At 48.2% G+C, this 253-nt stretch carries 1 protein-coding gene; it reads right to left on the bottom strand.

Annotation, left to right across the window (positions count from 1 at the left end; translation table 11 throughout):
* The coding region (locus Q9I99_RS11390; protein ID WP_304666243.1) for a transposase at positions 1-253 on the bottom strand (253 nt) is incomplete at both ends.

Here is a 253-nt window from a genome sequence, read left to right as displayed (position 1 = left end):
GCAGTGGGCTTTGCGCATAATGCCGTCCAACAACTGATGTTCTTCCAGATGTTGCCGGTTTTCCTCACTGTCATAGCCTTTGTCGGCATAAACGGTCGTACCTTTGGGTAGATCTTCCAACAAAGGAGACAGATGTTTGCACTCATGGGCATTGGCGGGAGTGATGTGCAGTTTCTCGATATAGCCTTCCTCATAGGTACGGGTATGTTGTTTGTAACCGAGTTTGTAGAGGCCGTTTTTCTTTGTCCAACGG

The organism is Neisseria basseii (assembly GCF_962707005.1).
In the GTDB taxonomy this organism is placed as follows: Bacteria; Pseudomonadota; Gammaproteobacteria; order Burkholderiales; family Neisseriaceae; genus Neisseria; species Neisseria bergeri.
Note: the sequence above shows the minus strand (reverse complement) of the source record. Positions and strands in the feature narration are given on the sequence as shown.